This window comes from Paracoccus ravus (assembly GCF_004522175.1).
Taxonomy (GTDB): domain Bacteria; phylum Pseudomonadota; class Alphaproteobacteria; order Rhodobacterales; family Rhodobacteraceae; genus Paracoccus; species Paracoccus ravus.
This window is the reverse complement of sequence record NZ_SDEB01000009.1, coordinates 69,343-94,829: the sequence shown is the minus strand read 5'-3', so window position 1 is coordinate 94,829 and position 25,487 is coordinate 69,343. Positions and strand designations below refer to the sequence as shown.

Annotated in this window: 22 protein-coding genes; 2 read left to right on the top strand and 20 right to left on the bottom strand. The window is 64.2% G+C overall.

Going from position 1 to position 25,487, the window contains the following annotated elements; translation table 11 throughout:
* Window positions 1-38: 38 nt before the first annotated feature.
* From ESZ60_RS09645 to ESZ60_RS09620, 6 genes are all read right to left on the bottom strand, one after another.
* A complete protein-coding gene (locus ESZ60_RS09645; RefSeq protein WP_245155644.1) occupies window positions 39-1,208 on the bottom strand; it encodes a Hint domain-containing protein in 1,170 nt (389 codons plus the stop codon).
* 370 nt (window positions 1,209-1,578) lie between these two features.
* The gene (locus ESZ60_RS09640) at window positions 1,579-2,541 is read right to left on the bottom strand and encodes an ABC transporter substrate-binding protein (protein ID WP_134680365.1); all 963 of its coding nucleotides are present in this window, start codon (window positions 2,539-2,541) and stop codon (window positions 1,579-1,581) included.
* Between the two features lie 20 nt (window positions 2,542-2,561).
* Entirely contained in the window at window positions 2,562-3,533 is a 972-nt protein-coding gene (locus ESZ60_RS09635; protein ID WP_134680364.1) for an ABC transporter permease, read from the bottom strand.
* Window positions 3,530-5,014 (bottom strand): sugar ABC transporter ATP-binding protein, encoded by a 1,485-nt coding sequence (locus ESZ60_RS09630; RefSeq protein WP_134680406.1) that lies wholly within the window; start codon window positions 5,012-5,014, stop codon window positions 3,530-3,532. Before ESZ60_RS09630 ends, ESZ60_RS09635 begins: the two co-directional genes overlap by 4 nt.
* Window positions 5,011-6,105 (bottom strand): Gfo/Idh/MocA family protein, encoded by a 1,095-nt coding sequence (locus tag ESZ60_RS09625; protein WP_134680363.1) that lies wholly within the window; start codon window positions 6,103-6,105, stop codon window positions 5,011-5,013. The genes ESZ60_RS09630 and ESZ60_RS09625 overlap by 4 nt, the downstream gene beginning before the upstream one ends.
* Window positions 6,102-7,154, bottom strand: a complete 1,053-nt coding sequence (locus ESZ60_RS09620; protein ID WP_134680362.1) for a sugar phosphate isomerase/epimerase family protein — start codon at window positions 7,152-7,154, stop codon at window positions 6,102-6,104. The genes ESZ60_RS09625 and ESZ60_RS09620 overlap by 4 nt, the downstream gene beginning before the upstream one ends.
* Before the next feature lie 82 nt (window positions 7,155-7,236).
* Here ESZ60_RS09620 and ESZ60_RS09615 point away from each other — a divergent pair, with 82 nt between their 5' ends.
* A complete protein-coding gene (locus ESZ60_RS09615; protein WP_134680361.1) occupies window positions 7,237-8,250 on the top strand; it encodes a LacI family DNA-binding transcriptional regulator in 1,014 nt (337 codons plus the stop codon).
* On the opposite strand, the gene ESZ60_RS09610 is transcribed toward ESZ60_RS09615, so the two are convergent.
* The 8 genes from ESZ60_RS09610 to ggt all read right to left on the bottom strand — a co-directional run bounded on the left by ESZ60_RS09610 (window position 8,234) and on the right by ggt (window position 18,822).
* Window positions 8,234-10,045 (bottom strand): ABC transporter ATP-binding protein, encoded by a 1,812-nt coding sequence (locus ESZ60_RS09610; RefSeq protein ID WP_209021268.1) that lies wholly within the window; start codon window positions 10,043-10,045, stop codon window positions 8,234-8,236. The genes ESZ60_RS09615 and ESZ60_RS09610 overlap by 17 nt on opposite strands.
* 1 nt (window position 10,046) lies before the next feature.
* A complete protein-coding gene (locus ESZ60_RS09605) occupies window positions 10,047-11,828 on the bottom strand; it encodes a gamma-glutamyltransferase family protein (protein WP_134680359.1) in 1,782 nt (593 codons plus the stop codon).
* A 15-nt stretch (window positions 11,829-11,843) separates the two neighbouring features.
* Window positions 11,844-12,704, bottom strand: coding sequence for an ABC transporter permease (locus ESZ60_RS09600; protein ID WP_167620102.1), 861 nt, complete (start codon window positions 12,702-12,704; stop codon window positions 11,844-11,846).
* Window positions 12,701-13,648 (bottom strand): ABC transporter permease, encoded by a 948-nt coding sequence (locus ESZ60_RS09595; protein ID WP_134680358.1) that lies wholly within the window; start codon window positions 13,646-13,648, stop codon window positions 12,701-12,703. Before ESZ60_RS09595 ends, ESZ60_RS09600 begins: the two co-directional genes overlap by 4 nt.
* Window positions 13,649-13,738: 90 nt before the next feature.
* Entirely contained in the window at window positions 13,739-15,247 is a 1,509-nt protein-coding gene (locus ESZ60_RS09590) for an ABC transporter substrate-binding protein (protein ID WP_134680357.1), read from the bottom strand.
* 53 nt (window positions 15,248-15,300) lie between these two features.
* Window positions 15,301-16,026, bottom strand: a complete 726-nt coding sequence (locus tag ESZ60_RS09585; RefSeq protein WP_134680356.1) for a FadR/GntR family transcriptional regulator — start codon at window positions 16,024-16,026, stop codon at window positions 15,301-15,303.
* Between the two features lie 207 nt (window positions 16,027-16,233).
* The gene (locus ESZ60_RS09580) at window positions 16,234-17,223 is read right to left on the bottom strand and encodes a bile acid:sodium symporter family protein (protein ID WP_134680355.1); all 990 of its coding nucleotides are present in this window, start codon (window positions 17,221-17,223) and stop codon (window positions 16,234-16,236) included.
* 18 nt (window positions 17,224-17,241) lie between these two features.
* Window positions 17,242-18,822, bottom strand: coding sequence for a gamma-glutamyltransferase (gene ggt / locus ESZ60_RS09575; protein WP_245155643.1), 1,581 nt, complete (start codon window positions 18,820-18,822; stop codon window positions 17,242-17,244).
* 85 nt (window positions 18,823-18,907) lie between these two features.
* Between ggt and ESZ60_RS09570 the strand changes: the two genes are divergently transcribed.
* On the top strand, window positions 18,908-19,528 hold the full coding sequence (locus ESZ60_RS09570) for a GntR family transcriptional regulator (protein WP_134680354.1): 621 nt from the start codon (window positions 18,908-18,910) through the stop codon (window positions 19,526-19,528).
* 9 nt (window positions 19,529-19,537) lie between these two features.
* On the opposite strand, the gene ESZ60_RS09565 is transcribed toward ESZ60_RS09570, so the two are convergent.
* The 6 genes from ESZ60_RS09565 to ESZ60_RS09540 form a co-directional block, all read right to left on the bottom strand.
* A complete protein-coding gene (locus ESZ60_RS09565; RefSeq protein WP_245155648.1) occupies window positions 19,538-20,437 on the bottom strand; it encodes a glycosyltransferase family 2 protein in 900 nt (299 codons plus the stop codon).
* 345 nt (window positions 20,438-20,782) lie between these two features.
* Entirely contained in the window at window positions 20,783-22,234 is a 1,452-nt protein-coding gene (locus ESZ60_RS09560) for an aldehyde dehydrogenase (protein WP_134680352.1), read from the bottom strand.
* Window positions 22,235-22,250: 16 nt separating this feature from the next.
* The gene (locus tag ESZ60_RS09555; protein ID WP_134680351.1) at window positions 22,251-22,967 is read right to left on the bottom strand and encodes an ABC transporter ATP-binding protein; all 717 of its coding nucleotides are present in this window, start codon (window positions 22,965-22,967) and stop codon (window positions 22,251-22,253) included.
* The gene (locus ESZ60_RS09550) at window positions 22,960-23,688 is read right to left on the bottom strand and encodes an ABC transporter ATP-binding protein (RefSeq protein ID WP_134680350.1); all 729 of its coding nucleotides are present in this window, start codon (window positions 23,686-23,688) and stop codon (window positions 22,960-22,962) included. The genes ESZ60_RS09555 and ESZ60_RS09550 overlap by 8 nt, the downstream gene beginning before the upstream one ends.
* Window positions 23,685-24,596 carry a branched-chain amino acid ABC transporter permease gene (locus ESZ60_RS09545; RefSeq protein WP_134680349.1) on the bottom strand — a complete coding sequence of 304 codons (912 nt, stop codon included), beginning with the start codon at window positions 24,594-24,596 and terminating at the stop codon, window positions 23,685-23,687. The genes ESZ60_RS09550 and ESZ60_RS09545 overlap by 4 nt, the downstream gene beginning before the upstream one ends.
* On the bottom strand, window positions 24,593-25,468 hold the full coding sequence (locus ESZ60_RS09540; protein ID WP_134680348.1) for a branched-chain amino acid ABC transporter permease: 876 nt from the start codon (window positions 25,466-25,468) through the stop codon (window positions 24,593-24,595). The genes ESZ60_RS09545 and ESZ60_RS09540 overlap by 4 nt, the downstream gene beginning before the upstream one ends.
* Between the last annotated feature and the right edge of the window lie 19 nt (window positions 25,469-25,487).

Genomic DNA, 25,487 nt, shown 5'->3' with positions numbered 1-25,487 from the left:
CACCCGGCCTGCGGAAAGCGGGCCCGGGTGCGACCCGATCAGCAGACCAGTGCCTTGCCCTTGTCGGCGTGGCGCAGGGCCAATTTGCGGGAACGGCGCCCCGAGACCAGCGGACGCGCGGACTCAGGTTCGAACGACTCGTCCTGCAACTCGGGGAAGAGGGTATAGACCTCTTGAAGCGCGGCCGAGGACAGGCTGCGCAGCGCCTGCGGTCCGGTGAACAGGCTCTCGGTCTCGGCCCCGTTCGACAGGACGATCTGGTGGCGGTCAAAAAGGAAGTGGAAATACACCACATCCGGCCGGTCATCGGCATAGTCGATCCCGTCAAGCTGCAAAAGCTGCTTGGCCGGCACCAGCACCTCCATCGCGCCGAACATCTTGACCGCAATCTTGGAGCGCACCAGGATCCGGTGCTGCGGCGAGACGTAGAGATCGGCCGAAGGCAGGCCAGAACCCAGCGCCCCCGCCTTGATCCGCACCGGCCGAAGTTTCGGCTGGCGGGCCAGCCGCGCAGCCGAGAGACGGACGGATCCGATCCAGCGGATCGGCTGATAGCCGTCATCGCGGGTCAGGACCATGTCGCCGACTTTCAGATCCTCGACGGCAACGGGGCCGTGCTGGGTCTCGATGATAGTGCCGAGCATGAAGCAGAGCACCTCGACGTCGGTCAGAATCAACGGCACGGTATTGTCATGAACGATGCCGATCGGCGATTGTGCGGCCACGAATGCCACCAGCTTATCAAGATCGTCGATCTTGCTCGCCAGGAAATCGGCATATGGTCCGGGCAATTCGGCGATCTCGGCCGCGAAAGCATCCGCCAGATCGTTGATCGGAGCGGTTGCGGAAATCTCGAGATCCGGGCCGGGCAGGGCCAGGAACAGCGAGAGTTCGGCCTCAAGGCTGTCCAGATCCATCGGATCTTCGGTGATCAGGTAATAGGACCCGTTCGACTCGATCAATGAGCCGGTGAGCGGGGGAACCTGCACCGTGACATTGGCCAGCGGCCCACCAAAGACCAGAGGGGCGAATTCAATGGTGCCGGAACCAAGATAGGTCCCCTCGCCACTCAGAGAATTGCCTTCCGAATCGACCAGCGAAATATTGTCGCCGGGAATGAGCGTCGTCGCACCATTCGCATCGACGTCATAGAGGTTGAACTCGACGGAGTCGCCAGTCAGATCCTCAAGTGTGGGGGTGCCGGTCAACGTGATGGTCCCATCGGGAGACACACTGATAAAACCGGATGGAATCTCGGTAAAATATGGCATCGTTACGACCCTGAACAGAACGCGGCGGGCAGCCGCTACTTCGACAGTAACCGGACAAACACACATCCGGTCGCGATCAGCATTCGTTCAAAAAGTCAGCCTGACAAGAAATATAATTTGCCCTTGCCATTATATCGGGCACAAAACTGCTTTTCTTTTGACCGCTTCGCGCGTAGGGCGAGGTCTCTGTCAATCGCTCATTTTCGACGGGTAATAATCCGCTCATCCGCCCCGATACTCTCGGCAGAAAAGCAAAGAAAAACCCCGCCATTCGAAATGGCGGGGTGAATAGGAGCAGGTGAAAGAATCAGAACGGACTATCGGGATAATAGAACTGCTCTGCGTTCTCAGGGGTGATCAGTTGCGAGCCGATAATGAATCGGCCGGTCATCGGCGCGTTCGAGACGAAACGCAGGGCCGTCATCTCGATAGCCGATGAGATCAGCGCAGGCGGATAGGTGACATTCACCGGGAGCTGCTTGTCGCCCTCCATGATGCGCTTGATGATTTCCTTCATGCCGGCCCCGCCGATCACCCACATCTCGTCGGTGCGGTTTGCGGCCGAGATGGCTTCCATCACGCCAATCGCCATGTCGTCATCGGCGGCCCAGACCGCATCGATCTGGGGATATTTCGACAGGTAGTCCTGCATCACGGTGAAGGCGTCATCGCGGTTCCAGTTGCCGTGCTGCATGTCGAGGATCTCGACTTCAGAACCTTCCAGCGCCTTCTGGAAAGCCTCGACACGCTCATTGTCCAGCGTCGTGGGGATGCCGCGCAGCACGACGATCTTCGAGCCCGGTTTCAGATTCCCCTTGAAATACTCGCCCGCGACGCGGCCAAAGGCGGTGTTGTCGCCCGCGACATAAAGATCCTCGATGCCCTCCTCGGACAGACCGCGATCGACGACGGTGACGAATTTGCCAGCTTCCTTGACCGCCTTAACCGGCGCGGTCAGCGGCTCGGATTCAAAGGGCAGCACCACCAACCCGTCGATATTGCGGGTCGCCATCATGTCCTCGATGTCATTGACCTGCTTGGCGGCATCGCCCGCCGTGGCCAGCACGAATTCGAGGTTAGGATAGGCCTTGCCCAGCCGCGTGATGGTGTCCTGCGCGTGCCAGTTCAGCCCGCCCATGAAGCCATGCGTCGCCGACGGGATCGACACACCGATGATCTTCTTCTCGGCATCCTGCGCAAGGGCCGGGCTTGCGCCCATCGCCAGCGTCGCGGCGAGCACCGCGCCCTTCATCAGGTTTCTGCGTTTCATCTTTCCTCTCCTCCCCAGGATTACCGCTCGTCGGCGGCGCTTTTCTCCCGCTGCAAAACAACAGCAAGAACGATGATGACCCCCTGGATCGCCCCGTTCAGATAGGGGCTGACCAGGTCGGCCAGATTCAAGATATTGTCGATCAGCGACAGGATCAGGACACCGACGACAGTCCCCCAGACCCGGCCCGTGCCGCCTTTCAACGCGGTTCCGCCGATGATGACGGCAGCGATGGCCTCAAGTTCCCAGAGCACCCCGGTCGAGCCCGAGGCCGAGCCAAGGCGCGGAACGTAAAGCACCACCGCGAGCCCGACCAGCAGGCCGAGCAGCACATAGGTCATCAGCTTGACGCGGTTCACGTCGATGGCCGAGTAGCGCGCGACGCGTTCATTCGAGCCGATGGCCTCGACATGGCGGCCAAAGCGGGAATGGCGCATCATCCATTCGCCGATGATCGCGACCACCGCAAAGGTGATGATCGGCCAAGTGATCCAGCCGATGCCACCGTAATAGACCGGGCGGTAAAGCGTCCTCAGCCCCGATTGCAGGCTCAGCGTGCCGCCATCGGCCAGCCATGTCACCAGCGAGCGGAATATCCCCATCGTGCCCAACGTGACGATGAAGGGCTCGATCCGCGCCTTGGTGACCAGCGCGCCGTTGAGCCAGCCCGCCGCCAACCCGCCCAGCAGCGCCACGCCCATGCCGATCAGGATCGTGCCCCAATGCACCCCGAGCGCGGGCGCGACGGCATTCATCGCCATGATCGCCACACCGGCCAGAAACGCCGCCATCGAGCCGACCGACAGGTCCAGCCCGCCCGAGGTGATGACGAATGTCATCCCCACCGCGATCATCCCGATGAAGGCCGAACGCGCGAGGACATTGGTGATATTCGCGGGCGCAAGAAAGGCCGGGTTCAGCATCGCGCCCAATATGACCAGCGCGATCAGGGCGACGATGGGGCCAAGAGTGTGAAGGTTCAGGCGTCTCATGCGGCCTCGCTGCTGACGCCCATGGCAAGGCGCACAATGTTTTCTTCGGTCATGGCAGCGCCCGCGACCTCGCCCGCGATCCGACCCTCGCGCATGACGAGGACGCGGTCCGACAGGCCGATGACCTCGGTCATTTCGCTGCTGATGACGATGATGCTGCGGCCCTCGGAGGCCAACTTGCGGATGAAGGCATAGATCTGCCGCTTGGTCCCGACATCGATGCCGCGCGTCGGTTCGTCGATAATGATGATCCGAGGATCCGGCAGCATCACCTTGGCCAGCAAGAGTTTCTGCTGGTTGCCGCCCGAAAGCCGTCCCGCCAGCATGTCGCGGCGCGGGGCCCGAATGTCGAACTCGGCGGTCGCGCGGTCCAGTGCGGCGTCCTCGGCGCGGTTGTCGATCCTGACGCGGCCAAAGCGTTCCAGGGCCGCAAGGGTCAGGTTCTCGCGCAGAGGCTTTTCAAGCAGCAGGCCGGCTTCCTTGCGATCCTCGGTCAGATAGGCAAGGCCAACGGCAAAGGCATCGCGCAATTCGCGGACGCGCGTGGGCTGGCCATTGACGCGGATTTCACCATGGGAGGGACGCAATCCGACCAACCCTTCGGCGAGTTCCGTGCGCCCCGAGCCGACAAGGCCCGCGATCCCCAGAACCTCGCCCTTGCGCAGGGTGAAGCTGACGCCGTGGACCTCGCCCGGCACGGTCAGGTCTTGGACCTCAAGCGCCGGGGCCGCATCCGGCTGACCTTTCGGCGGGTAGAAGTCCTGCAACTCGCGCCCGACCATGGCGGTGGCCATACCGGATTCGTCCAGCTCGCCACGCAGGGCCTGCCGGACCACGCGACCATCGCGCAAAACGGTGATGCGGTCGGCGAGATGGGCAACCTCATCCAGACGGTGCGAGCAGTAAAGGATCGCGACGCCCTGCGCCCGCAAGCGGTCGATCTGCTCGTAAAGCGCGCCGACCTCGCGATGGGTCAGCACTGCGCTCGGTTCGTCCATGATCAGGACGCGAGCCTTGCGCGACAGGGCCTTGGCGATCTCGACCATCTGGCGATCGGGCACCGAGAGGTCGCGGATCAGCGCGTCCGGGTCGATCGGGCTGTGAAGCTGGTCCAGAAGCGCCGCCGTCCCAGCCCGCATCGCGCGGTGATCCAGCCGAAAGCCCCCGGCCTCGCGGCCCAGAAAGACATTCGCCGCGACCGAGAGATCGGCGGCAAGGTTGAATTCCTGATGAATCACGACCACGCCCGCCGCCTCGGCCTGCGGACCGCTGGCAAAGCGATGGGGTTGGCCGTCGAGCAGCAACTCGCCGCTGGTCGGGTCCAGAAACCCGCCAAGGATCTTCATGATGGTGGACTTGCCCGCGCCGTTCTCGCCGATCAGCGCGTGCACCTCACCCGGCTCAAGGCCAAGATCGACGCCGTGCAGCACCTCGATCGGGCCGAAGCTTTTCGAGACATTGCGCAGCGCCAGAACCGTCATGGTGCGACCGGAGTCCATGCCCCGTCCTTGGCGGATGACGCCTTGGCGGCGGCGATGAAGGCCATGCCGGAAAGCCCCGCCGCCAGTCCCGGCACCCGGTCCACGCGCGTCTCATTGCCCCGGATGATCTCGGCAATGTCGAGATAGAGGTTCGCGAAACCCTCGAGATAGCCCTCGGGATGACCGGGCGGCGTGCGGAAAGACCCCGAGCGGTCCTGTGCCCGCGTCAGGATCTGCGCCGGACCGTCCTTGGGGGAAAAGATCAGCCGTTCGCTGTCCGAGAGCCGCCATTCCAGCGCCCCCTTGTCGCCAAAGACGCGCAAAGACAGGCCGTTTTCCTGACCGACCGCGATCTGACTGGCCCAGATCCCGCCCTTGGCCCCCGAGGCATAGCGCAGCGCGGCCCGCGCATCGTCGTCAATGGGGCGGCCAGGCACCATGCTCGAAAGTTCGGCCGAGACATGGCTGGGGGTCTGGCCGGTGACAAATTCAGCCAGTTGCCAGGCATGCGTTCCGATATCGCCAAGCGCGCCCGCGCCCGCCTGCGCCGGATCGGTGCGCCAATCCGCCTGCTTGTTATGGACCTCATCGGCGAGCCAGCCCTGCAGATATTCGGCATGGACCAGCCGGACCTTACCCAGCGCGCCCTCGGCCACAAGGGCGCGGGCCTCGCGCACCATGGGCAAGGCGGAATAGTTATGCGTCAGGAAGAAGCGTGCAGCGCTAGCAGAGGCGGCCTCGGCGATCTCGCGTGCCTGCTCGGCCGTCGCGGTCAGCGGCTTGTCGCAGATGACATGGATCCCGGCGCGCAGGAAGGCCACGGCAGGCGCGGCATGCATGTGGTTTGGCGTGACGATGGCCACGGCCTCGATCCCGTCCTCGCGCGCGGCCTCGGCCTCGGCCATCTCGGCAAAGTTTGCATAGCCGCGAATGCCCAGATCGGCGGCGCTGGAGGCCGCGCGTTCAGGGTTGCTGCTGAGCGCCCCGGCGACGAGGTCGTATTTCCCGTCCATGCGGGCGGCGATGCGATGGATCGCGCCGATGAACGCCCCGCTGCCGCCGCCCACCATGCCCAGTCTGATAGGTTTCATAGCCCAAGTGCCTTGTTGATGGCGGCCGGATCGACCGAACTGGCCGCAAAGTCGTCGAACGCGTGAGGGGTCACGCGGATGATGTGATCACGCACGAATTTCGCGCCTTCTCGCGCCCCATCCTCGGGGTGTTTCAGCGCACATTCCCATTCCACGACCGCCCAACCGTCGAAATCATATTGCGTCAGCTTCGAGAAGATCGCCTTGAAATCCACCTGCCCGTCGCCAAGGCTGCGGAAGCGCCCGGCGCGGTTCACCCAAGACTGGTAGCCGCCATAGACGCCCTGCCGCCCGTCGGGGCGGAACTCGGCGTCCTTGACGTGGAACATCTTGATCCGCTCGTGATAGATGTCGATATTCTGCAGGTAATCAAGCTGTTGCAGGACATAATGCGAGGGATCGTAGAGCATGTTCGCCCGCGCGTGATTGCCGATGCGATCAAGGAACATCTCGAAGGTCACGCCGTCATGCAGATCCTCGCCGGGATGGATCTCATAGCAGATGTCGATGCCGTTTTCCTCGGCCAGATCCAGCAGCGGACGCCAGCGCGCCGCCAGAGCATCGAAGGCCGCCTCGACCAGCCCCGGCGCGCGTTGCGGCCAAGGGTAAAGATAGGGCCATGCCAGCGCACCGGAAAAGGTGACCATCGCCTTCAGGCCAAGCTGGTGGCTCACGCGGATCGCCTTGCCGACCTGATCGACTGCCCATTCCTGACGCGCCTTGGGATTGCCGCGCAGTGCCTCAGGTGCAAAGGCATCGAAGCCATCGTCATAGGCCGGGTGCACGGCGACAAGCTGGCCCTGAAGATGGGTCGAAAGCTCGGTCACCTCGACGCCGTTCTGGCGCGCGATGCCCAGAAACTCGTCGCGATAGGCCTGCGATTCAGCGGCGCGATCGAGATCGAGGATGCGCGGGTCATTGGTCGGGACCTGCACCCCCTTGTAGCCGCATTCCGCCGCCCAGCGGGTAATGCCATCCCAACTGTCGAAAGGCGCGTCCGCACCGATGAACTGCGCCAGAAACAGCGCAGGCCCCTTGATCGTCTGCATGGATGTTCCCCTCTCCCTGCGCCTAGGCTGCACGGACATGAAATCGATTGCAAGGACTTCTTTCGGGTCCTAGAAACGGGACATGGACAAGCAGGTTTTCCGGGTCAGACTGGCGGATGTGGCGCGGCAGGCCGGGGTCTCGGCCGCGACCGTCAGCCGGGTCCTGTCGCAGCCCGATCTGGTGGCCGAGGCGACGCGGCAAACCGTGCTGGCGGCTGTCGAGGCCTCGGGCTACCGGATGAACCACGCGGCGCGCAATCTGCGCATGCAGCGGACGGGCTCGGTCGTGGCCCTTGTCCCCAATCTGGGCAATCCGTTTTTCTCGCGCATCCTCGAAGGGATGGGACGCGAGCTTGCAGCGGCGGGCTACGATCTGCTGGTGGCCGACACTTGGGGCGAGGACGGGCGGCACACGACGCTTGCCCGGTTCCTCGACCCCTCTCGCAGCGATGGCATCGTCCTGCTTGACGGGCTGGTGGCGCTCGAAGGCATCGCCGGGCGCGCCGACCTGCCGCCGGTGGTGAGCTCTTGCGAATGGGTCGCCGAGCGTGGTGTCCCCGGCGTCATGCTGGACAATCCCGAGGGGGCGCGGCTCGCGATGCGGCATCTGCTGGAGCTTGGCCACCTGCATGTCGGGTTGGTCGGCGGCCCGCCCGAGAACGTCTTGCACAAGGCCCGGCTGCAAGGCGCGCTAGAGGCCGCGGGCGCGGGTCGCGTCACCTTGTTTCCCGGAGATTTCACCCTGCCCTCGGGCGAGATGGCGGCGCGGCAATGGCTTGCGCTGCCTGCTGGGGCGCGGCCCAGCGGGATCTTTGCCTTTTCCGACGAGATGGCCTGCGCCTTCATCTCGACGATCCGGCGCGCGGGGATGGTTGTGCCGCGCGATGTTTCGGTCATTGGTTTCGACGATATCGAACTGGCCTCGTATCTTGCCCCGGCGCTGACCACCATCCGCCAGCCCAAGCGCGAGATGGGGCGCAAGGCGGCGCAACTGATCCTGCATCGCATCGCCGGGCGCGAGGTCGCGCCCGTGACGCTGCTGCCGCCCCGCCTGATGCTGCGCGAAACCACCGCGCCGGTCAGCCCGTCTGCATGACCAGATGCCCTGCGCCCAGATCGCGCCATTCGCGACGGGGCGCGACATGGCCGCGGGGACGGATCGGGCTTTTCAACTCATCCGCCGCGGCCGCCCGCCGCATGCCGCGCCGCGCCGGATCGGGGATCGGGACAGCCGCGATCAGCTTGCGGGTATAGGGATGCTGGGGATTGGCAAAGATCGCCTCGCGCGGGCCGATCTCGACGATCTCGCCCAGATACATGACGGCCACGCGATGGCTGACCCGCTCGACCACGGCCATGTCATGGCTGATGAACAGATAGGCGATGCCCAGCCGGTCCTGCAGATCCATGAGAAGATTGCAGACCTGCGCCTTGATCGAAACATCCAGCGCCGAGACGCTTTCATCGGCGACGATGAGCTTGGGGCTGAGCCCGAGCACCCGCGCGATCGCGACGCGCTGCCGCTGCCCGCCCGAGAATTCATGCGGATACCGGTCGAACATCGACCCGTCCAGCCCGACCTGTCCCAGCAGATCGGCGGCCAGCGCCCTTGCCTCGCGCCCCTTGGCGATGCCGTGTTTCAGGATCGGTTCGGCCACGCTCTGTCCGATCGTCATGCGCGGATTGAGGCTGGAAAACGGGTCCTGAAAGATCATCTGCCCGGCCCGCCGCATCCTTTGCAGGGCGCTGCCGCGCAACTCCATGACGTCGAAGCCGTCCAGCGTGACCTCGCCCGATCGCGGTTCGATCAAGCGCAGGATCGAGCGGCCCGTGGTGGATTTGCCGCAACCGGATTCACCCACCAGACTGAGCGTCTCGCCCTGCCAGAGATCAAAAGACACGTTCTCGACGGCATGGACATGCCCCTTGGCGCGGCCCAGCAGATCCGCTCCGACGGCAAAGCGCGTCACGAGATTCCTGACCGACAGAACCGGCATCGCCTTGCGGTCGATCTGGCGCTGAAGGGGCGGCTCGGAGATGATCGTGCCATCGGTCGTGTCGATGCGGGGGAAACGCCGCGGCAGGGGCGCGCCTTGCATCGAGCCAAGACGCGGCACGGCGGCCAGCAGCGCCGCAGTATAGGGATGCTCTGGACGCGCGAAGACGGTTTCCGTCGCGCCGGTTTCGACGCAATCGCCGCGATACATCACCACGGTCCGATCCGCGATTTCGGCCACGACGCCCATGTCATGCGTGATGAACAGGACGGCCATACCGGTTTCCTGCTGCAACTCCTTGATCAGGTCCAGGATCTGGCCCTGGATCGTCACATCCAGCGCGGTGGTCGGCTCATCCGCGATCAACAGCCGCGGCCGCGACGCGAGTGCCATGGCGATCATCACGCGCTGTCGCATCCCGCCCGAGAACTGATGCGGATATTCGTCGATCCGTGTCGCCGCATTCGGGATCCGCACGCGCTCCATCAGGCGCAGCACCTCGGACCGGACCTGCTCGCGGCTCATCGCGCCCTGCCGGTCCAGCGCCTCGCCGATTTGGCGCCCGACGGTAAAGACCGGGTTCAGCGACGTCATCGGCTCCTGAAAGATCATCGCGACCTGATTGCCACGGATCTGGCGCATCGCGGGTTCCGGCAGATTTAGCAATTCGGTGCCGTTCATCAGAACGCTCCCCGTGGGGCGGCTTTGCCGGCGGTCGAGCAGCCCCATGATGGCGAGCGAGGTGACGCTCTTGCCCGAACCGCTTTCGCCGACAAGCGCCACGGTTTCGCCGGGTGCAACAGTGAAGGACATATCCCGCACCACCCCGCGCCACTCCCTGCCCGATTTGAAGGCGATGCTCAGCCCCTCGACGGAAAGCACTGGTTGATCCATCTCAGCGCCCCGCCGCATAGGCCTGCATCAGGCGCGGGGTCGCAGCGGCGCGCAGAAGCCCCGAGGCCTCGCGCCGCGCGGCGGTCATTCGTCCGATGTCCCAGTCGCCCGCCACGGTGATCTCATGGCCGCGGCGGCGCAGCTCCGTGATCGTCGCCGCGCCCATCCGGCCCTCGATCAGCATTCCCGCGGGCGATGAGGTGCGGGGGTGGAAGGATGCCGGGAAATGCGTCGAATGGAACAGCGGCGCGTCGATCGCCGCCTGAAGATTGGCCTCGTGATGGACATGACGCAGGAAGAACGCGAGCTGCCACTGGTCCTGCTGGTCGCCGCCCGGCGTGCCGAAGGCCATGACAGGCCTGCCCTCCCGCAGCGCGAGCGAGGGGGTCAGCGTGGTGCGCGGCCGCTTGCCGGGCGCGAGCGAGGTCGGCAGCCCCTCTTCCAGCCAGAACATCTGGGCGCGCGAATTCAGGCAGAAGCCAAGCTCGGGGATAATGGGCGAACTTTGCAGCCAGCCGCCCGACGGCGTGGTCGAGACCATATTGCCCCAGCGGTCGATCACGTCGATATGGACCGTATCGCCGCGCTTCTCGGACAGATGCGCCATGGTCGGCTCATAGACCGCGCCGGTCCCCATCCGGGCCAGCATGGCGAGGGTCCGTTCGTGCTGCGTCTCGAAACCGGGGACAAGGCCCGGGCGCAAGTCGCGCGAGGCCTCGGCCCCGATCAGTTCGCGCCGCTGGGCGGCGTATTCCTCGGATAACAGGGTCGCCATCGGGACGTCGTGAAACAGCGGATCGCCGTAATAGACCTCGCGATCGGCATAGGCGAGCTTCATCGCCTCGATCACGGTATGGATATAATCCGGCCCGTTCGGATCCATCGCACCCAGATCGAAACCTTCGAGAAGTTTCAGTCCCTGCAAGAGAACAGGTCCCTGCCCCCAGGGCCCGGTCTTGGCCACGGTCCAGTCGTGATAGCTGCCGTAAAGCGGAGCCTCGACATGGGCCTGCCAGCCCGCCATGTCCTCGGCGGTCAGGACGCCGCGATGGGGATTGCCCGAGCCGTCCATCACCTCGTTTTCCCGGCAGAAGCGGTCGATCGCCTCGGCGATGAAACCACGATAGAAGGCATCGCGCGCGGCCTCGATCCCGGCTTCGCGTCCGGGCGCGGCCTCGGCCTCGGAAAGCACGCGCTGCCAGGTCCGGGCCAGCACCGGATTGCGAAACAGGGCATGGGCCTCGGGCAAGGCCCCGCCCGGCATCCAGGTCGTCGCCGAACTGGGCCAGTGCGCGCGGAAGAAATCCGCAAGCCCCGCGATAGTCCCCGCGACGCGCGGCAACATCGGATGGCCGTGCTCTGCATAATGGATTGCGGGCTCGAGCACCTCGCGCAGCGTCATCGTGCCATAATCGCGCAGCATCAGCATCCAGCCGTCGAAGGCACCGGGGATGACCGTCGCCAAGAGACCGTTGCCCGGAATGAGATCGATCCCTTCGGCGCGGTAATGTGCGATGGTCGCGCCCGAGGGAGCCGGCCCCTGGGCGCAGATCACCTCGGTCTGGCCGGTCCGCGCGCTATGGATGATCGCGGGCAGATCACCCCCCGGCCCGTTCAGATGCGGCTCGACCACCTGCAGGACAAAACCTGCCGCCACCGCCGCGTCAAAGGCGTTGCCGCCCCGTTCCAGAATTCCCATGCCGACGGCGGTGGCAATCCAATGCGTCGAGGTGATGACACCGAATGTGCCCTGTATCTCGGGGCGGGTGGTGAATGCTGTCATCGTCACTTCCTTTACTCAATCTTCGCGCGGGTCGAGCGCATCGCGCAGCCCATCGCCCAGCAGGTTGAAACCGATCACGACCAGAAAGATCGCGGCCCCCGGCCAGAGCGCCATCCAGGGCGCCTGGCTCAGGAAATTCTTGGCGACATTCAGCATCGACCCCCAGCTTGGCGCCGGGGCCTGCTGCCCGAGCCCCAGAAACGAGAGCGACGCTTCGGCAATGATCGCCGTCGCGACCGTCAGCGTCGCCTGCACGATCAGCGGCGGCACGATATTGGGGAGGATATGACGCCACATGATGTCGATATGCCCCAGGCCGACGGCGCGGGCCCCCTCGACATAATCCTCGGTCCGGACGGCCATGACCTGCCCGCGCGTCAGCCGGACAAAGACCGGCATGGCCGAAAGCCCGATGGCGATCATCGCGTTCATCAGGCTGGGCCCCAGAAAGGCCGCAAGCGCAATCGCCATGATCAGGAAGGGCATGGCCAGAAGCGCATCGGTAAAGCGCGAGATCACGGTATCGGTCCAGCCGCCGAAATAACCCGCCAGCAATCCGATCGGCACGCCCGTTACCAGCGCGATCGCCACCGAGATCACCCCCGCCATCAGCGAAGCCTGCGCGCCCCAGATCATCCGCGACAGCACGTCGCGCCCGATCTCGTCCGTGCCCATGAGATGGGCGGCCGAGGGCGCCTTGCGGATCGCGCTCCAGCTTGTCGCGAGCGGATCCGCGATGGGCAGCAAGGGCGCCAGAAGCGCCAGGGCCGCGAAAAAGGCGACAATGGCCGCGCCGGCAAGCGCCGAGGGGTTGCGCCGCAGCTTGCTCCAGACCCGGCTTTGGCGGCGCGCGGGAAACGCGTCGAGGCTCGTCATAGCGCGCTCCTCATCCGGGGATTGAGCAGGACGTACAGCACATCGGCCACCAGATTCATCACGAGAAAGCCCACCGCCGTGCACAGCACGACACCTTGCACCACCGCATAATCTCGGTTGAAAACCGCATCGACGATCAGCTTGCCGAAGCCGGGAATGGTAAAAATCTGCTCGGTCAACACGGCCCCGGCCAGAAGCTCTCCGAACAGCAGGGCCGTCAATGTCACCACCGGCAGAAGCGCATTGCGCAGGGCATGGACCATCACGACCTCGCGGCCGTCGAGACCCTTGGCCCGCGCGGTCCGGATATAGTCGGCGCTCAGCACCCCCAGCATGGCCGAGCGCGTGTGGCGCATCAGCGTCGCAGCCAGCCCCGATCCCAGCACAAAGGCGGGCATGATCATCGTCTGAAGCGAACGCAGCGGATCGACAAAAGGCGATTCATAGCCCGAGGCGGGAAGCCAGCCCAGCTTCACCGACACGAAGAGGATCAGCATGATCCCCAGCCAGAAATTCGGGATCGAGAGGCCGGAAAGCGCGACAATATTCGCCAGCCAGTCGATTGCCGTGCCCTTGCGCACCGCCGCGATGATGCCTGCGGGAATGCCGATCAGCAGCGCGAAGCCCATCGACATCAGCGCAAGCTGGATCGTGACCGGCAGTTTTTGCGCAATCAGTTCAAGCACCGGCTGGCCAGTCCGCAGGGACACACCGAAATCGCCGGTCAGCACCCCGCCGAACCAGCGCAGATATTGCATCACGAAGGGCTCGTTTAGGTGATATTTCTCGCGCAGAAGTTCCAGCGTGGCGGGATCGCGCTCTTCTCCGGCCAGGGCCAGAACGGGATCGCCGGGCAGAAGTTTCTGCAATGAGAACACAAGGATCGAAACGATCAGCAAGGTCGGCAGCGCGACGAGGACGCGCTTGGCGATATAGATCAGCATGGTCATTATTCCCGATTGCGGCAACGCGTAACAGGCGCTTTTAAGGCCGCAGGTCGTACCGGCGCGGGCAAGACCGCGCCGGCGTTTCGATCAATCCGCGTCGGTCACGCCCTTGAGGCGGATCATCCCGTCGGGATAGGCCTCAAAACCCTCGACCCCCTTGTCCATCGCAAAGACATAGGTCTGATGGCCCAGATAGATGATCGGCAGATCCCGGTTCAGGATTTCGCCCGCAGCATCGTATTTCGCCTTGCGGGCCGCGTTATCGCTGGTGGCGCGCGCCTCGTTGAGCAGCTGGTCCACCTCGGGGTTGCAGTATTTCGGATCGTTGATACCCCCCTCGCAGGTGACGAACTGATGCAGGTTGCCATCCGGATCCGGACGACCCGACCAATCCGACCGCGATAGCTGGAAATTGCCGGCGGTCTGTTCGGACAGCAACGTGGCAAATTCCGTGGCCTTCAGCGTCACATCAAATCCCGCTTCGGCGGTCATCGCCTGGATGACCTGCATCATCTGCGTCACCACGGGATTGTTGGCGTGCTGCACCTCGACTGCGACACGTTCGAGCCCGGCTTCGGCCAGAAGCGCCTTTGCGGCCTCGACATCGCGGGCCGGGACGGGGATGTTCTGGTTGAACCAGGGCGAGGTCGGGGCAAAGGGCTGGTTGCCGGCCCGCGCCGTGCCCTCGAACACGACCTGGTTCAAGGCCTCGCGGTCGATCGCCAGCGAAAAGGCCTGACGGACGCGCGCATCCTGTCCGACCGGAGTATTGGCGCGGTCTCCGTTCCGGACATTGGCATAGATCGCCATATAGCCCAGCCCGACGGATTCCTGCGAGTTCAGCGCTTCGTCCTCGCGCACCCCGGCGACATCGCTCGCGGCCACGCACTCGATCATGTCAAGCTCGCCCGAGCGAAGGTTCGCGAGCCGGACGGTGGTGTCGGGAATGGGCAGATAGGTGACCCGGTCTATCTTGATCTGATCGGCATCGTAGTAATCGGCGAATTTCTCGAGCACGATTCGATCCTGCTGAATGCGCTCGACGAATCTAAACGGGCCCGAGCAGACCGGGTTCTGACCGAAATCCGCCCCCGCTGCCTCGGCCGCGGCGGGCGACAGCATCATCCCGGCCCGGTCGCTGAGCTGTGCCAACAGCGAGGAATCCGGCGCTTTCAGCGTAAAGGTCACCTGCAGCGGGCCGGTCGCCTCGATCCCGGACACCGAAGCCAGTTCGGATTTGCGCCGCGATTCCGGCAAGGTCATGGCGCGGTTGATATTATAGACCACAGCCGCGGCATCAAAGGCGGTGCCGTCGTGAAAGACCACGCCGTCGCGCAGGTTCATCACCAGCTTCAGCCCGTCCTCCGAGGTGGTCCAGTCCGTCGCAAGCTGCGGAACGATGTTCACGTCCTTGTCCAGATCCACCAGCTTGTCGCAAAGCCCGGTATAGACGATGCGGCCAACGAAAGTGCGCGACTGGTGGGGGTCGAGGATGTCGGCATCGTCCTGCAGGCCGATGCGAAGTTCACTCGCGAGCCCCGGCGCGGAAAGCAGCGCGCAAAGAGCAGCAGCCGATAGAAGTGAAGTCCTGATCATGTCATCTCCCGGTTGGTTCATGGTTGCGCCGGTTTGGTCCGGCTTGTGCTTGCTTATGTCTGTGATCCGTCGAGCGAGGTTTGCCGGATCAGCTTTTCCTGAAGCATCAGCAGATGCTGGCGCATGTCCTCGGCGGCGGCCTGCGGGTCGCGCGCGGCGATGGCCGCGATAATGGCGTGATGCTGGCGCAAGGTCACATCGCGCGTGCCGTTTCCGCCGCGCGCGCGCTCGCGCAGGCGCTGCCAGGCCTCGTCCTGGCGCAGGCGGTTCACCCTGTCGAACAAGGACAGGAACAGCGCATTTCCGGCGGCCTGGGCAATCTGGCGGTGCAAGGTGCCGTCCCAGAGTTCGCGCGCATCCGCATCCTCGCATTGCGCGATCCGGTCAGCGAGTTCCTGCATCCGGGCGATCTGCTCGGGCTTGGCGCGCATCGCGGCCAAGGCGGCAAGCTGGGGTTCGATGCGCAGCCGGACCTCCATGATCTCGAGAAAATCAGTGGTCGCGACGGCGTCGCCTGTTTCGGGATTTGGGCCGACGAAAGTGCCAGAGCCTTGCCTGCGCCAGATCAGCCCCTCGGCCTCGAGCGCCTCGAGCGCGCGGCGCACCGCACGGCGACCAATGCCGAGCGTCCCCGCCAACTGGCGTTCGGTGGGCAGCTTTCCCCCCGCCCGCACCCCGGCTTCGGACAGATAGGCACGGAGCCGTTCCAGCGCATAGGCGGAATTGCCGCTCTCGCCACGGCCTTCGTCATTTGCGCCCAGAATTTCCAAAGCCGGCATGTGGGACCAATCTCTTGATTGGCTCCATCCAATCCGAGGGCTGCGGATTCGTAAAGCGTTTGTTGCCGCATCGGGCCGGTTTCGCAGAACGGTTTCGTTCCTGCGCAATTTCTGCGCATTACTGCCTTTTTGGTGCGGGGAATTCCGCATGAAAAAGCCGACCGTCCCGCAAGGGATGGTCGGCCAATTGGTTCAGTCTATTAGTCCTTATCCGACCGTCACGACCTGCGCCCGGTCCCTGCGTCGCGCGCTGGCCTGGGCGATCATCGCGCAAGCCAGAAGCTGGGCCATGTGATAGACGAGCACCGGCAAAACCGTCGCCCCCAGCGTGGCCGCAGGAAAAAGCGCGGTCGCGATGGGCAGGCCGCTCGCAAGGCTCTTGGTCGAGCCGCAAAAGAACATCACCGCACGATCCTCATAGGGCAGACGGAACAGCTTGCCTACCGCCGCCATCACGCCAAAGACCAGCGCCAGCAGAACCAGCATCACGAGGATCAGCGCGATCAGGCTTTTCGGCGGGATCGAGGCCCAGAGACCCGAAACTGTTCCCGCGCTGAAGGCCGAATAGACGATGAGCAGGATCGAGCCGCGGTCCACCGTCAAGGTCAACACGCGATGCCGCTTGACGAATTCGCCCAGCAGCGGACGCAACAATTGGCCCAGGATGAAAGGCAGCAAGATCTGCATGCCGATCCGGATCACCGCGTCAAAGCTGATGCCCCCGCCGCCCTGGTGCAGCATCAAGGCGACCAGCGCCGGGGTCAGCACCACACCGATCAGGTTCGACAGCGAGGCCGAACAGATCGCCGCCGGGACATTCCCGCCCGCCATCGAGGTGAATGCGATCGAGGATTGGATCGTCGAGGGCAGGACCGACAGGAACAGCACGCCCATCGTGACCTGCGGCCCAAGCAGCCCGCCAAACAGCGCCGCAAAGATCAGGCCCAGCAGTGGAAAGACCAGATAGGTCGCGGCAAAGCTGAGCCCCTGCAAGCGCCAGTTCAACAGGCCGGCCCGGACGGATGCCGAATCGAGCTTGGCGCCGTAAAGGAAGAACAAGAGCGCCACCGCCCAATAGGTGACGCCGCGCAGGATATCCGCCGCGACCCCCTGCGCCGGCAGAAGGAGACCGAGCAGCACGGTGACCAGCAGCATGATCATGTAGCTGTCGATGCCGATCCGTTTCAGGAAATGCATGTCTATTCCTCCTTTCGCTCAATAACCCAGAGCCATGCCGTCCTTGCGGCTGTCCGAGCCCCCTTCCAGAATACCGCTGTCCCCGATGCGGATCGCCTGCGCCCCGCCCATCGGCGCATCCAGCACGCGGATATCATGGCCGCGCGCAGCCAGGGCATCGCGGATCTCCGGCGGGATGCCCGGTTCCAGATCGAGCTTGCCGCCAAAGGCAAAGCTGCGCGGCTGGTCGATTGCCTCTTGCAGCGTCATGTCGCGGTCGATCACGCCCGACAGAAAGCCCGCATGCCCCGCCGCCTGATATTGCCCGCCCATCACGCCGAATGGCATGACCACCGATCCGTTCCGCGTCACGATGCCGGGAATGATCGTGTGCATGGGCCGCTTGCGCGGACCGATCGCATTGGGATGACCTTCGATCAGCCGGAACGAGGCGCCCCGGCTGTGGAACAGGATTCCTGTCACGGGATCGAGCCGCCCCGAACCGAAGCCGTGAAAGATCGAATTGATGAACGAGATGGCATTGCCCTTCTCATCCACGACGCAAAGATAGACCGTGTCCTTATGCTCTGGCTCGTCCCAAAGCGCGGGGGGCATGGCCTGCTGCATGTCGATCCGCCCACGCAACACCCTCACGACCTCGTCCGAGAGCAGGCGCTCGGCCAAACCCTCGCAATGCGCCGGATCGCCCAGCAATGCGTCGCGATGGTGATAGGCGAGCTTTGTCGCCTCGGCATGGACATGGATGCGGTCGGCCTCGGACATCGCGGCCAGATCATAGCCCTCGAGGATGCGCAGGATCAGCAATGCGGCGAGCCCCTGCCCGTTCGGCGGGCATTCATGGATATCGTAGCCACGATAGCGCGCGCTGATCGGCGCGACCCATTCCGCGCCATCCTTGGCCGCGGCGAAATCAGCCTCGGTATGAAGCCCGCCCAGTCCCCGCAGATAGGACACCATGCTGCGGGCGGTCTCGCCTTCGTAAAATCCCGCGGGGCCCTGCGCGGCGATTTCGCGCAGCCGATCCGCCAGCAGGGGCTGGGCATGCCGATCTCCGGCGCGCGGCGCGACGCCGCCGGGCAGAAAGACCGCCGCCGCCCCGGCATCCTGCGCAATCAGCGCGGCGGCCGCGCTCCAATCCTGAGCCACGCGCGTCGCCACCGGATAGCCGTCCTCGGCCAAGGCGATGGCCCGCGCAAAGATCTGCGCCATCGGGATCGAGCCATGCGCCTCATGCAGTTTGCACCAGGCCGAGACCGCGCCGGGGATCGTGACCGCATGCGGGCTGGTCTGCGGGATCTCGTCGCTCAGGCCGGCCGCCTTCAGCGCCGCGACCGAAGCAGCCGCCGGTGCACGCCCCGACCCGTTCAGTGCCGTGACAGCCCCACCCGCGGGCGCATAGAGCGCAAAGCAGTCTCCGCCCAGCCCGGTCATCAGCGGATCGACGACGCATTGCACGGCGACTGCGGCAAGCGCCGCATCGACCGCGTTTCCGCCCGTCTGAAGAATTTCCAACCCGGCCGAAGTCGCCAGGGGATGCGAGGTCGCAATCATCGCCTTGCCGGCGAAACTTGAAGGCCTGCGCCCCGACAGAAAGTCCATGCTTCTTCCCTTTGCAATTTCCGGTTTCATCGCAGCCAGAATATGTATACATATTTTATAGTCCAGTACACATGTGATTTTGGCGATGACAAACGGCGCAAGATCGGCCGACCAGATCTATGACATCCTGTCGCAACGCATCGCCGAGCGGGCGCTTGCGCCGGGCGCGTCCCTGACCGAAACCGTGCTGGCCAGCGAATTCGGGCTTTCGCGCACACCGGTCCGCGAGGCGCTGCACAGACTGGCGGGCGAGGGGCTCGTGGAACGCGGCGCGAGACGCGCCTTTTTCGTGCGCAGGATGACGGCCGCCGATCTCTCCGATCTGTTCGAATCCTTGGGCGAGATCGAGGCCACCTGCGCACGTCTCGCCGCCTTGCGCATGACCGAGATCGAACGCGACGGCCTCAACCGCATGGTCACGGAAATGCCGCGCGACTATGCCCGCCACAATTCCAGCTTTCACGCGGCGATACGCGCCGGGGCGCGCAATCAGATTCTGGCCACACTCGCGCTAGACCTCGAACGGCGCAGCCTGCCCTGGCGGGATGCCAGCCTGCGTGCCAGCGCGGCACGCGTCGAGCAATCTCGGCTGGAACATCGCGCGATCGTGGAGGCCGTGCGGGATGGGGATGGCAGCCGCGCCGCGAAATTGATGCGCAGCCATATGGCGGGCTCGCTTAGTACGATTTCGGAAAGACTGGGCTAAGCCTGCCGGTCAGATCACGCCCAGCATCGCCGAGACCGGCGGGATGAGCCGTCCAAACCGGCCCTGACGGTGAATATGTTCGCGAAGGCAAACCAGCGAGAACAGGACCTGGCTTGAACTGCGGGCCTCGACCAACAGTTCGACCAGACTCCGGTTCTCGTCATCCAACATGTCCAGTATCTCGGACATGGCCTGAAGATTGATCGTCAGCCATTCCGAGTGTCGGTTGGAAAACATCGCCTGCACCTTGCGCAATTGCCGCTCAAGGCCCCGTGCTTCGCCGACGACATTGCCGCTGTGCTGGCGGTAAAGCACGTCGCTGCGATCATCAAAGATGACCTCACCGCCAGCACCGCTGATCACGAGATAGGCCCACCAATCATGCATCACCACCTGCGGCAAACGGGCGGCGGCGGGACGCAGGATCTCATGAGCGGCCTGGTTGAAGACGATCGTATTGCCATGGGCGATATTCTGGATCAGCGCATTGCGAAAGCCAGGTCGGCTGGTCGGCGGGGGCGTCAGATGCAACTCGCGCAGGCTTGCATCGCAGACGGTGACACGCGCGCAATAAAGCGCTGGCCGATCCTTTGGCACACGGGCAAGGGCTTCGGTCGCATGGGACAGCTTCTCGGGCAGCCAGACATCGTCCTGATCCGAAAAGGCGTAATATTCAGCCTCGGGTGCGCGGCGGATGAGCGACATGAAATTCGCCGCCGCGCCCTGTCCCGGCCCTTGCAACAGCTCGACCTGACCCTGCGGGAGCCTGCGCGAATATTCCGAGATAATTTCATAGGTGGCGTCGAGCGAACAATCGTCACTCACGAATAATTTCCAATCACGCAACTTCTGATTGCATATACTTTGCAATTGGTCGGGAAGAAAGCACGCGCCATTGCGCGTCGCCATCAGTATTGCAACAGAGGCCATTACTGCCCTTCCCTTTCGTGCCTTTCCTTTTTTCCTTTATTTTTAATATTATATAAAAACAGTTTTTCGGAAAACGTCGGTTTCGAAGCAGCCGCTAAAATTGTGGCGTTCGATTAAATTCCGCTGCGGCAAAATAGTTCCCGCCCTTTACGACAGCACCGAAGTTTCGGGCGGTCAACTCATCGCGAAGGAAGCAGCGAATTACCGCCCATATGGGCCAGAAATACACGCTAAACGGTATTTAATACCACATTGCACACGTTTGAATTTAAAAAGGGCGACCCCGTCGCCAGGGCCGCCCTCCGAAATTGTGAAAACCGTCGATCAGATCGGATAGTGCAACGCGCCGTTCTGCTGCGTGACCCAGCGAAGTTCGGTGAATTCGGCAATGCCCGCCTGCCCGCCGAACCGGCCATAGCCCGAGGCCTTGACGCCGCCAAAAGGCATCTGGGCTTCGTCATGCACGGTCGGGCCGTTGACATGGCAAATGCCGCTCTCGATCCGGGCGGCAACGGCCATGGCCTTGGCCTGATCGCGGCCAAAGACTGCCGAAGACAGTCCCATTTCATTCTCGTTGGCGATCGAGACCGCCTCGTCCACGCTTTCCGCCCGGATGATCGAGACGACCGGACCAAAGCTTTCCTCGGCGTAAAGCCGCATCGCGGGGGTGACATGATCCAGCGCGACGGCGTCAACCAGCGTGCCCGTGCCCCCACCGCCGGCGACCAGCCGCGCGCCCTTGCCCAAGGCATCCTGAACCATTTCCCGGATCCGGTTCGCGGCCTCAAGGCTGACCATCGAGCCCAGCAGCGTGTCGCCCTGTCGCGGATCGCCCGCTTTCAGCGTCGCGACCTTGCGGGCAAAAGCTTCGACGAAGCGGTCACCGACTTCGCCCACGGTGATGATCCGCTCGGTGGACATGCAGATCTGGCCCTGGTTCATATAGGCCCCGAAGGCCGCGGCCGAGACGGCGGAATCGATATCGGCATCCTCCAGCACGATGAAGGGTGCCTTGCCGCCCAGTTCCAGAAGCGCGGGCTTGATATGGCGGGCGGCGGCCTCGGCGATGATCCGTCCGACCCGGGTCGAGCCGGTGAAATTGACCCGACGCACCGCCGGATGGGCGATCAGCGCCTCGACGATCGCCGGGGCATCCTCGGGCGCGTTCGACACCACGTTCAGAACTCCCACCGGGAAACCCGCAGAAGCCATGGCCTCGACGATCAGCCCATGCGTGCGGGGGCAAAGTTCCGAGGTCTTCATCACGACGGTATTGCCGCAGGCCAGCGGCGCCGCAAGCGAGCGCACGCCAAGGATCACCGGCGCATTCCAGGGCGCCATGGAAAACACCACGCCCACAGGCACGCGCAGCGCCATCGCCGTGCTGCCGGGCCGGTTAGAGGGGATCACCTCGCCCTTGATCTGGGTCGTCATCGCGCCGGCTTCGACCAGCATTTCCGAGGCAAGCTTGACGTTGAACCGCGCCCAGGCCTCGGTTGCGCCAATCTCTTCCTTCATCGCGGCAACGATGTCGCCGGCACGGTCCAAAAGCGCCTGACCGGCGGCGAAAAGCAGGCGGCGACGCTCGCCCGGTGCGGATTGCGACCAGCCGGCGAAGGCGCGTGCCGCGGCGTCGGCCGCCGCCTGCGCATCCGCGACGCTGGCAGCGGCGGCCGAGGTCGCGATCTCGCCGGTGATCGGGTTCGTCCGCTCGAACCGGCGACCATCCGATGCGGGAATGCTGGTTCCGTCAATGTAAAGCTCTGCCATATGCATGATCTATCCTTTCGTCTCAGGCGGTGCCGGTACGACCGAGAAAGGTCTCGGCCAGTCGGGGGTCGGTGGCAATGCGGGCGCTGCTATCCTCGCCGGTGATGCGCCCGCTGGTCATGAGATAGGCGCGCTCGGCCATGCCAAGGCCCAGCCGCACATTCTGCTCGATGAGCAGGATGGCAAGGCCGCGGCTGCGGATCCGGTGCAGTGCCGCGAAAAGCTCTTCGGTCACGATCGGCGCAAGCCCAAGGCTCGGCTCGTCGAGCAGCAGGTAATCGGGCCGCGACATCAGCGCCCGGCCGATCGCGACCATCTGCTGCTCGCCGCCGGACATCGTGCGCACCGCCTGCCGCCGCCTTTCGGCAAGGCGCGGGAAAAGCGCATAGATCTCGTCCATCGCCTCGGCCGCGCCGGTGCGGGCGCGCCGAGGCATCGCGCCGAGACGCAGGTTTTCCTCGACCGAAAGCGGTCCGAAGACGCCGCGACCTTCCGGCACGAGGGCCACGCCCTCTTCGACGATGCGGTGATCGGGCAGGGCCGCGAGATCGCGCCCATCCAGCGAGATCAGGCCTGAGGCAGGCCGCACTCGTCCCCCGATCGCATTCAGGACCGAGGATTTGCCCGCACCGTTCGCGCCCAATAGCGCGACTGTCTCGCCCTTGGCCACATGCATCGATACATTGTCGACCGCAAGGTGGCGGCCATATCTGATGGTCAGGTTCTGGATCTCAAGCATGGGCGGCCTCGCCAAGATAAGCCGCGATGACCTCGGGCTGCGACAGGACATCGGCCGTCGGCCCATCCGCGATCTTGCGTCCCGCGGCCATCACCACCGTCCGCGGACAGAGTGCGCGCACGGCCTCCATGATATGTTCGACCATCAGGATGGAGATCCCGTCATGGGTCAGGCTGCGGATCAGCGCGATACCCTCCTGCAATTCCGCAGGGTTCAGACCTGCCAGCCATTCGTCCAGCAACAAGAGTTGCGGCTCGGCCGACAGTGCCCGCGCCAGTTCCAGCCGCTTCTGGTCGATATAGGTCAGATCGGCGGCGCGCAGATCGCATCGCGCCTTCAGCCCGACCCGGTCCAGACAGGACGCGGCATGACGCAGCGCCTCGTCTCCCCAAAGCCTGCGCCGGCCAAAGGCGGCGGGCACAACGACATTCTCGATCAGGCTCAGCGAGGGCAGGATACGGACCAGCTGAAAGGTCCGGGCGATGCCCGCCCGCGCGATCCGGTCCGGCGCGCGGCCCGCGATGTCATCGCCCTGAAACCGGATCTGGCCGTTGCTCGGGACCAAGGCGCCCGAGATCATGTTGATCATCGTGGTCTTGCCCGAGCCATTCGGGCCCAGCAGCGCCACGATCTCTCCATGCTTGACCGAAAAACTCAGATCCGACACGGCCGCCAGCCCGCCGAAACGTTTGGTCACGCCGGATATGTCGAGGATGCTCATACGCCCGCCCCTTTCCGCAGTCGCAGCCGTTCCAGCGCCGCAAGGACGCCATTGGGCAAGGCAAAGACCACGAGGATGAAGAGAAGGCCCAAGAGGATAGAGAAATGATCGGGAAAATGGGCCGAGAGGAATTCGAAGGCCAGATAAAGCGGAACCGCCCCGAGGATCGGGCCCCAGATCCGGTTCGCGCCGCCCAGAAGCGCCATGATGACGGCGGTAAACGAAACCGTCGGATTGAAGACGATCGAGGGCTCGATATAGACCCAGCGCGGCGACTGAATCGCGCCTGTCAGCGAGATCAGGACCGACGAGATCACGAAGAGCGTCAGCTTGCTGCGGGCCAGGTTGATCCCGGCATGGGCCGCCACCGTCTCGTCATCGCCGATCACCCGCAGCGCCAGCCCCAGTCGCGAGCGGTGGATCCAGACCGAAAGCGTCAGCGTCACGGCCAAGAGCACCAGCAATTGCCACAGCAGGTCGCGGGGCTGGAATTCGGTAAAGATATAGCGCCCCAGCGTGCCTGTCACATTCACCTCATACCAGGTCAGAAGCTGGCGGATCAGTTCCGCGAGGCCAAAGGAAAAGATCACGAAATAGATCCCCGCCAGGCGCAGCGTCGAGAGCCCCACGACAAGGGCGACAAGCCCACCGCAACCCGCCGCCGCCAGCAGGACAACCGGCCAAGGCTGGCTTTCCGCAAGCGCCGCCACGACATAGGCACCGATCCCGTAAAAGGCCACCGTCGCAAGCGAGACATAGCGCGTCGGGCCCGAGAACATGGCCCAGGCCGTAGCCAGGATCGCCGCGCTCGTCATGCCGAGCAGCAGCCCGGCCCCGTAATCGCCCAGCCAGAGCGGAGCCAGCCCCGCAAGACCCAAGAGGGCATAGAATGGCAGAAGCTGTCTCATCTTCCCGCCGCCTTTCCGAACAGGCCCTCGGGACGCCAGAGCAGAACCGCGAGGAAGAGGATATAGGTTGCAGCGAGCGTCAGCCCCGGATCGACCCAGCGCGCCACCGCGGTTTCCATCAGCCCCAGGAGAAGGCCCGAGACAAGCGCGCCCAGCACATTGCCGACCCCGCCCATGATCACGATGACCAGAGCCTTCATGGTGAAGAGCACGCCATCATGTGCCGAAAAGGTCTGGAACATCGAGACGGTGACGCCGCCCGCGGCCGCCAGCGCCGTGCCGAGGCCGAATCCCAGCGCAGCGATGCGGCGCATGTTCAGCCCGACAAGCGCCGCCGAGCCCGGCGCAAGGGCCACGGCCCTCAGGGCCAGACCCCAACGGCTGAATTGCAGCAGCGCGAAAAGGCCGCCGGCAAGCCCGATGCTCAGCGCAAAGGCCAGCAGCCGGTTCGCGGCAAGCGTGGTGCCGAGGACATTCACGCCCTGATCGAGAAAACCATAGGAGGTGTAATTGCCGCCAAAGGCCAGCAGCATCACCCCTTGCAGCACGAAAAGCAGGCCGAAAGTCGCGAGGATCGAATCCACCTCGAGCCGGCCCGAGCCGCCTGCACGGGTCACGAGCGGGCGCATCATCACCTGAAAAAGCGCCACGCCCAGCCCAAAGGCGATGACCGGGATGATGAGCAGCGCGACGATCGGGCTGATGCCCAGGCTGCCGAACAAGAGATAGGTGGCAAAGGCCGCAAGGATGATGAATTCGCCATAGGCAAGGTTCATGATCCGGGCGATGCCATATTGCAGCGTCATCCCGACGGCGACCAGCGCATAGCTGCCGCCCAGGACAAGGCCCAGGATCAGGGTCGAGGAAAGCAAGGTCCGTCTCCGAATTGGG

Excerpts from the sequence above, each read along its gene's own strand:
- ESZ60_RS09640 (WP_134680365.1), bottom strand. The coding sequence starts at position 2,541 with ATGAAACGCAGAAACCTGATGAAGGGCGCGGTGCTCGCCGCGACGCTG.
- ESZ60_RS09635 (WP_134680364.1), bottom strand. The coding sequence starts at position 3,533 with ATGAGACGCCTGAACCTTCACACTCTTGGCCCCATCGTCGCCCTGATC.
- ESZ60_RS09630 (WP_134680406.1), bottom strand. The coding sequence starts at position 5,014 with ATGACGGTTCTGGCGCTGCGCAATGTCTCGAAAAGCTTCGGCCCGATC.
- ESZ60_RS09625 (WP_134680363.1), bottom strand. The coding sequence starts at position 6,105 with ATGAAACCTATCAGACTGGGCATGGTGGGCGGCGGCAGCGGGGCGTTC.
- ESZ60_RS09620 (WP_134680362.1), bottom strand. The coding sequence starts at position 7,154 with ATGCAGACGATCAAGGGGCCTGCGCTGTTTCTGGCGCAGTTCATCGGT.
- ESZ60_RS09615 (WP_134680361.1), top strand. The coding sequence starts at position 7,237 with ATGGACAAGCAGGTTTTCCGGGTCAGACTGGCGGATGTGGCGCGGCAG.
- ESZ60_RS09610 (WP_209021268.1), bottom strand. The coding sequence starts at position 10,045 with ATGGATCAACCAGTGCTTTCCGTCGAGGGGCTGAGCATCGCCTTCAAA.
- ESZ60_RS09605 (WP_134680359.1), bottom strand. The coding sequence starts at position 11,828 with ATGACAGCATTCACCACCCGCCCCGAGATACAGGGCACATTCGGTGTC.
- ESZ60_RS09600 (WP_167620102.1), bottom strand. The coding sequence starts at position 12,704 with ATGACGAGCCTCGACGCGTTTCCCGCGCGCCGCCAAAGCCGGGTCTGG.
- ESZ60_RS09595 (WP_134680358.1), bottom strand. The coding sequence starts at position 13,648 with ATGCTGATCTATATCGCCAAGCGCGTCCTCGTCGCGCTGCCGACCTTG.
- ESZ60_RS09590 (WP_134680357.1), bottom strand. The coding sequence starts at position 15,247 with ATGATCAGGACTTCACTTCTATCGGCTGCTGCTCTTTGCGCGCTGCTT.
- ESZ60_RS09585 (WP_134680356.1), bottom strand. The coding sequence starts at position 16,026 with ATGCCGGCTTTGGAAATTCTGGGCGCAAATGACGAAGGCCGTGGCGAG.
- ESZ60_RS09580 (WP_134680355.1), bottom strand. The coding sequence starts at position 17,223 with ATGCATTTCCTGAAACGGATCGGCATCGACAGCTACATGATCATGCTG.
- ggt (WP_245155643.1), bottom strand. The coding sequence starts at position 18,822 with ATGGACTTTCTGTCGGGGCGCAGGCCTTCAAGTTTCGCCGGCAAGGCG.
- ESZ60_RS09570 (WP_134680354.1), top strand. The coding sequence starts at position 18,908 with ATGACAAACGGCGCAAGATCGGCCGACCAGATCTATGACATCCTGTCG.
- ESZ60_RS09565 (WP_245155648.1), bottom strand. The coding sequence starts at position 20,437 with ATGGCGACGCGCAATGGCGCGTGCTTTCTTCCCGACCAATTGCAAAGT.
- ESZ60_RS09560 (WP_134680352.1), bottom strand. The coding sequence starts at position 22,234 with ATGCATATGGCAGAGCTTTACATTGACGGAACCAGCATTCCCGCATCG.
- ESZ60_RS09555 (WP_134680351.1), bottom strand. The coding sequence starts at position 22,967 with ATGCTTGAGATCCAGAACCTGACCATCAGATATGGCCGCCACCTTGCG.
- ESZ60_RS09550 (WP_134680350.1), bottom strand. The coding sequence starts at position 23,688 with ATGAGCATCCTCGACATATCCGGCGTGACCAAACGTTTCGGCGGGCTG.
- ESZ60_RS09545 (WP_134680349.1), bottom strand. The coding sequence starts at position 24,596 with ATGAGACAGCTTCTGCCATTCTATGCCCTCTTGGGTCTTGCGGGGCTG.